The organism is Catenulispora rubra (assembly GCF_015356825.1).
In the GTDB taxonomy this organism is placed as follows: Bacteria; Actinomycetota; Actinomycetes; order Streptomycetales; family Catenulisporaceae; genus Catenulispora; species Catenulispora rubra.
The window spans coordinates 1-5,581 of the sequence record NZ_JAACYW010000467.1; the positions used below are offsets into that span (position 1 = coordinate 1).

7 protein-coding genes are annotated in these 5,581 nt (G+C 70.8%); 6 read left to right on the forward strand and 1 reads right to left on the reverse strand.

Annotated elements, in window-relative coordinates:
- Window positions 1-1,240 (forward strand): type VII secretion protein EccB (gene eccB, locus GWK61_RS52290; protein WP_194921707.1); only part of this gene is annotated, 1,240 nt, incomplete at its 5' end.
- Window positions 1,241-1,271: 31 nt separating this feature from the next.
- Window positions 1,272-2,489, forward strand: coding sequence for a hypothetical protein (locus GWK61_RS52295; protein ID WP_194921708.1), 1,218 nt, complete (start codon window positions 1,272-1,274; stop codon window positions 2,487-2,489).
- 70 nt (window positions 2,490-2,559) lie between these two features.
- Here the strand turns inward: GWK61_RS52295 and GWK61_RS52300 are convergent, their stop codons facing one another.
- Window positions 2,560-3,255, reverse strand: coding sequence for a response regulator transcription factor (locus tag GWK61_RS52300; RefSeq protein ID WP_194921709.1), 696 nt, complete (start codon window positions 3,253-3,255; stop codon window positions 2,560-2,562).
- Window positions 3,256-3,384: 129 nt separating this feature from the next.
- Between GWK61_RS52300 and GWK61_RS52305 the strand changes: the two genes are divergently transcribed.
- The 4 genes from GWK61_RS52305 (at window position 3,385) to GWK61_RS52320 (ending at window position 5,478) form a co-directional block, all read left to right on the forward strand.
- Window positions 3,385-3,729 carry a WXG100 family type VII secretion target gene (locus GWK61_RS52305; protein WP_194921711.1) on the forward strand — a complete coding sequence of 115 codons (345 nt, stop codon included), beginning with the start codon at window positions 3,385-3,387 and terminating at the stop codon, window positions 3,727-3,729.
- Window positions 3,730-3,806: 77 nt separating this feature from the next.
- Window positions 3,807-4,103, forward strand: a complete 297-nt coding sequence (locus GWK61_RS52310) for a WXG100 family type VII secretion target (RefSeq protein ID WP_194921713.1) — start codon at window positions 3,807-3,809, stop codon at window positions 4,101-4,103.
- Between the two features lie 50 nt (window positions 4,104-4,153).
- Entirely contained in the window at window positions 4,154-4,774 is a 621-nt protein-coding gene (locus GWK61_RS52315; protein WP_194921714.1) for a hypothetical protein, read from the forward strand.
- On the forward strand, window positions 4,774-5,478 hold the full coding sequence (locus tag GWK61_RS52320) for a hypothetical protein (protein WP_194921715.1): 705 nt from the start codon (window positions 4,774-4,776) through the stop codon (window positions 5,476-5,478). Before GWK61_RS52315 ends, GWK61_RS52320 begins: the two co-directional genes overlap by 1 nt.
- Window positions 5,479-5,581 lie beyond the last annotated feature (103 nt).

Sequence of the window (5,581 nt, forward strand, 5' to 3'; positions counted from 1 at the left end):
GGTCGGGCTGATCTCGCCGAAGGCCGATTCCTCCTGGCAGGACGGGCAGTCGGTGGTCGTGGAACAGGGTACTTATAATCAGTACCTTTATACAGGCGGCGTTCTGCATCAGGTACTCAACCAGGCGTCGGCAATGCTGGCGCTGCCGAAGTACGCGGTGCGCACCGTGCCGGCGTCGGCGCTGAAAGACGTGCCGCGCGGGACTCCGGTGGGGATCATCGGCGCGCCTGCGGACGTACCGGATCCCTCGGCGTTGGTCGGGGGCCCGTGGACGGTGTGCTCCTCGGCCGGCGCGGACGGCAAGGCCCAGGTCTCCGCCGCGCTCGGGGTCGAGGTCGCGGGCACCGACGTGGCCGACGGCCAAGCGGTATACGTCGGCGTCAACGACGCGCGTTACCTGGTCTGGGGCGGCAAGCGGCATCTACTGAAGGCACCCCTACCCCTGATGACGGCGTTCCAGATGACCGCCGCGCAGCCGACGATCGTGGGCGCGGCCTGGCTCAACACAGTTCCCGCCGGGTCGGACATCGCGCCGCTGAGCGTCGGCGCGCGCACGGCTTCCGGCAATCTGGGGACCGTCGGGGACCTGTACACCTACCAGGACGCGAGCGGCAGCTACGAGTACGTGGTCACGGCGCAGGGCCTGACCCCGGTGACCCCGACGCAGGCCGCGTTGTTGCGGGCCGGGGGCTCCCCGGCTCCGAAGCCGCTGGACCCGAACCGGTTGGTGGCGGCGAAGGAGCAGAACCAAGTGACCGCAGCGCTTCCCGGCGATCTGCCCGCCGCGCTGCCGACGCTCGCGGTCGGTTCCGGCCTGACCGGCGCCACCAGCGGCGCGGGTGCGGTGTGCGTCGAGGAGACGCAGGGCACTGGCGCGGCAGCGACTCCGGTGGCTCCGGCGACCCCGGTGTACCGCATCCGGTCGGTCACCGCGGCCGCCGTGGACACCGCCGGGGCGTGGAGCGCCACCGACGGCACGAACGGCCACGCGGACCGCGTCCTGGTGCGGCCCGGCGACGGCGCGCTCGCGACCTCGACGGCCGGCGGCGTGGCCCAACTGCTGACCGCCGCCGGTGCCCGCTTCCCGGTGGCGTCCAAGGACGACCTCGGACGCCTCGGCTACGCGTCGGCGACCCCGACGTCCGTCCCGGCCGCGATCCTCGACCTGTTCCCCGAAGGACCCGCGCTCGACGCGGCTGACGCCCGTACACCTAGGCCCGCTACCGTGTCAGCGCCATGATCGGCCCGACACCAGCGAGGAGGAAGCGCCGATGGCCGACGACGACCAGACCGAGCGCGACACGGTTCCCCTGCCCGACGCCGAGAACCCGGCCCCGGAGGTGCCACCCGCGCACGGCCACCTGATCGCCGCCTCAGCGACCAGCGGTCCCGGCGCCGCCAGGCCGATAGCGAGTCCATTTCAGATCGCGCCGCCTCCCGGCGATGACGCCGATGTCGACAGCATCGCCGTCACCAGCTCCCGCACCGGGAGCGAGGCCGCTCCGGATGACGACGTCGAACTCGAAATCCCTGATAACCGCAGCCCATTGTCGGCCGACCCGCGTGCGCGCACTGTGCGGCTTTCCCCGGTCGGCGCGTCGGGGCGTTCCAAGGGCCTCATCGCGGCAGCGGTGGCCGGTGTCCTGGTGGTCGGCGGCGCGGTCGCCGCGACCGTTGGCGGCGGCTCTGGCAAGTCCGCGAACAAGGCGGCCGCCCCGACCGCCGGCCTGATCGGCGAGCAGGTCTCCAGCAGCGGCGACGGCGGCTATGCCAGCAGCTCCGCCAGCGGGTCCCCGTGGGTGTGGCAGACCGGGCAGTCGACGGCCAAGTACCCCGGCGCTACCACCACGTCCACGTCCACGTCGGTGCCCGGCGCGCCGAAGCCCACTGGTAGCTCGTCCGTACCCGGCACCACGCAGTCGTCGGGGCCGGGCATGCCGCAGCGCAGCGCCTCCGCGCCCGGCGTCCCGTCCGCCCCGGTGCCGCCGTCCGCGACGCCGGCGACCGTCACACTGGTCGCCGGCCCCGGCTGCGCCAAGCCGGCTGGCGGCGGCTACAGCGCCGACGGGTCCGGCGCCGACTCAGGCTGGGGCGGGAACGGCAGCGGCGGCTGGGGCAGCGACGGCTGCAACGGGTCGATGCAGTCGATGCCGATGACCGGCGACTCTTCCAACGGCGCCAACAAGGCCGTGTGGTCGTTCGGTAGCGGGACCGCAGGGTTCGCGTCCTGCGTGGTGAGCGTCTACGTGCCCTGGGACGGCAAGGCCACCGACACCGGCGGCACCGCGGCGGGGTACCAAGTCTCGGCCGGCAGCGTTGTGACCCGTTTCACGGTGGACCAGAACGCGACCCACGGGCAGTGGACTGTGCTGGGGACCGTCGCCGTCGGCGGAACCGCGGTCAAACTCACCCTGCTCGACCACGGGATCGACTATCCGGCCGGCTGGCGCTACGGGGTCTCCGCGGCGAGATTGCAGTGCACGGCCTGAGAAGACCCCCGTGTGATCTTCGCGACGCGGACTGCGGGCTGACCCGGCGAGTGGGGCACGCCGGGTCGCCTCACGCGGCCGTCAGCCGGTGGAACGACTCCGGCGTCACCATCCGGTAGCCGACCCCGCGCACCGTGGAGATCAGCCCGGGCAGCGCGATCTTCGCGCGGAGCGAGGCCACGTGCACCTCCAGCGAGCGCTCCGCGCCCTCCCAGCCGGCCGGCCACAGAGCGCTGATCAGCTCCTCGCGCGGCACCGCCCGGCCGAGCTGCCGCATCAACGCGACCAGCAGCTGGTACTCCTTGGGGCGCAGGTCGACGCGGGTACCGTGGGCCGTGACCGCCCGCGAGTCCTCGACCACGACCAGCGGTCCGGCGGTCAGCCGGCTCGGCGGGCCGGCCGGGACCACCGGCGCCGGCTGTTCGCGGCCCGGCGCGACCGCCAGCCGGAGCCGCGCGGCCAGCTCTTGCAGGCCGAAGGGCTGGACCGCGTAGTCGTCGATCCCCGCCTCGTGGCCGCGGAGCCAGGCCTGCAGGTCCACGCGCTGGGTTACGGCGATGATCGGGGCCTGCGTGCGGCGCCGCAGCCGACGGCAGTACGCCAGCACCTCGTTGTCGATCACGCCGCAGTCCAGCAGCACCACATCCGCCGCGACCTGCGGATCGGCGTCCGCGTCGGTCTCACGCACCTCGAACCCGAGGATCGCCAGACCGCCGCTGACCGTACGGCTGCGCCGACGGCCAAGGCCGGTCACCAGAACTCTCATGAGACCACTTTCGCGTGTGGCTCACCATTTGCTCAACATCTCACGGACGCCCCCTTGTTGGGCATCCTCGGCGGCTGCTGGGATGCCAACGACGACCGCCAGGAACGATCAGACAACAGGAGCCCTGCGATGGTGGACCCGACACTCCAGCACGAACACGACGCGATGGCCCGGGCGGCCGGCGAGTTCTCGTCCGCCCTGGACGACCTGAACTCCTACGTCGCGCCGGTCCGCGCCGACCACGAGGCGATGCAGTGGCAGAGCGACGCGGCGACCAAGTACCGCGAGCTGTTCGACGAGTGGCTGATCCAGTTCGGCGACATCTGCAAGGCGCTGGAGACCATGCGCGAGGTGCTCGGCGCGAGCGCCAAGGACTACGCCGACAACGAGGCGTGGGCGGTGGACGCCGTGAAGACCATCAGCGGCGGCGGGAACGACTACACGGCAGCTCAGAGGGCTTTGCTGGGCATGTGATCCGCCCCCGGGCCGCCCCGTAGCACCCCGACCGTCCCGCCGCACAGCCACCACCGACGCACCGCTAGGAGACCGTAATGGCTTTCGTCGCCAACACCGACAACATGGCCCAGCTCGTCAGCACCCTGGGCACCGCCAGCAAGAACATCGAGGACCGCCTGGTCGCGCTCCAGTCCTACGGCGACCGTCTGAAGTCGACGTGGACCGGCCCGGCTGGCGACGAGTACGAGGCGCAGAAGGCGAACTGGGACCGCGCCGCGAACTCGATGAACGAGCTGCTGTCGCACTTCGGCGTGAAGCTGAACGACATCACCGACAGCATCGTGCACACCGAGAACACGGCCACCAAGCGGTGGCAGACCATGGGCCACTGAGAACCCTGATTCCCGAGCGAGTCCGTGAGCGCGAGAGTTAGGAGAGGGTTGTGACCACCGATTCCGGCGACAGCTGGAACGTCGGCTCCCACACCGCCATCCCGGGGCCGACCATCGGCACCGTGGCCGCCGACGCCGACGCCATCAGGGCCCTGGCCCAGTGGTTCTCGGACACGCTGACCGCCGCCGGCGGGCTGTTCACCGCCGGGCCCTCGTGGCTGGTGGACTGCTCGGCGACCGGCGGGTACTCCGGCGCGCCGCTGCGCTACGACCTGTACACCGGGCGCAGCTCCGGGAAGGGCAGCGCGATGGCCGGGCCGGACGTCACCGCGGTCGGGATCCTGCCCGGCTACGCCAAGGACGACAGCTACATCCCGAGTGCGTACAACCTGAAGAACACCGTCGACACGCAGCTGTCGACGATGTACACGAAGCTGATCCAGGACCCGAACAGCACGCAGATGTCGGACGGCAACCTCCACACGATGGTGTCGATGCTGGCCGACACGCTGAAGAAGGTCGCCGACGACTACGACAAGGGCGACCAGCAGATCGAGACCGATCTGCAGGCTCTGGGCAGCGCGTTGCAGGACAACCTGAGCAACTACCTGAACAACCAGGGTGGCAACGGCGGGAAGACGCCGCCCCCGAAGGGCAAGGGGGGCTCGTAATGGCCGACGAACCCGTGGGTTACTACAACCAGCACAAGCCTCCGCCGCCCCCGCCGCCGAAGGTCACCAGCACGACGTCCACCAGCTCCAGCTCGGACTGCAGCTACACGCTGAACGTCACGGTCGGCAACCCGCCCGGCTCCAGCGACCGGCACGACGACACCACGGCGCCGTCGACCGGTAAGGGGTTCGCGGGCTACACGTGGAACCAGGCCATCACGGCGATCGTCGGCGGCTGCGGCGACGGCTCGTACGGCTCGCTGCCGCCGGAGGGGACCTGGGCCAAGCCGCTGACGCTGGAGACCGCGCACTACGCGATCCTGACCATCCGCACGATGCTCGACAACTACGTGACCGCGGTCAACGCGGCGCGCGACAGCATTCTGCAGAGCTGGAAGGGGCCGGCGGCCGACGCGTTCAAGACGACGCTGAAGGCGTTCACGGACTACGTCACCGCGCTGTCGACGGAGATGCACAAGTACAACGAGGCGGGTCCGAACAACCTGCTGCACATCGCGCACATGAACCAGGCGATGGGGGACGCGGCGGCGTTCATCTGGTCCGGCTCCACCTATGCGGACGGCCACGACCGCAACACCCCGGTGACGCTGGCCGGAGACCTGAGCTACACCGGCACGATGCTCGGCGCCGGCGACGCGATGGTGCAGGCCTACGACGCGGCGCTGACCGCACTCAACGAGTAGCCATGGTCTTCTTCAACATCACGAACGCGAAGTACAAGGACCCGAACATCACCGCCGGCCCTGACGGGGGCGGCGGCGGTGGGGGCAACGGCAACGGCAACGG

Coding starts and splice junctions, on each gene's coding strand:
- GWK61_RS52295 (WP_194921708.1), top strand. CDS start 1,272: ATGGCCGACGACGACCAGACCGAGCGCGACACGGTTCCCCTGCCCGAC.
- GWK61_RS52300 (WP_194921709.1), bottom strand. CDS start 3,255: ATGAGAGTTCTGGTGACCGGCCTTGGCCGTCGGCGCAGCCGTACGGTC.
- GWK61_RS52305 (WP_194921711.1), top strand. CDS start 3,385: ATGGTGGACCCGACACTCCAGCACGAACACGACGCGATGGCCCGGGCG.
- GWK61_RS52310 (WP_194921713.1), top strand. CDS start 3,807: ATGGCTTTCGTCGCCAACACCGACAACATGGCCCAGCTCGTCAGCACC.
- GWK61_RS52320 (WP_194921715.1), top strand. CDS start 4,774: ATGGCCGACGAACCCGTGGGTTACTACAACCAGCACAAGCCTCCGCCG.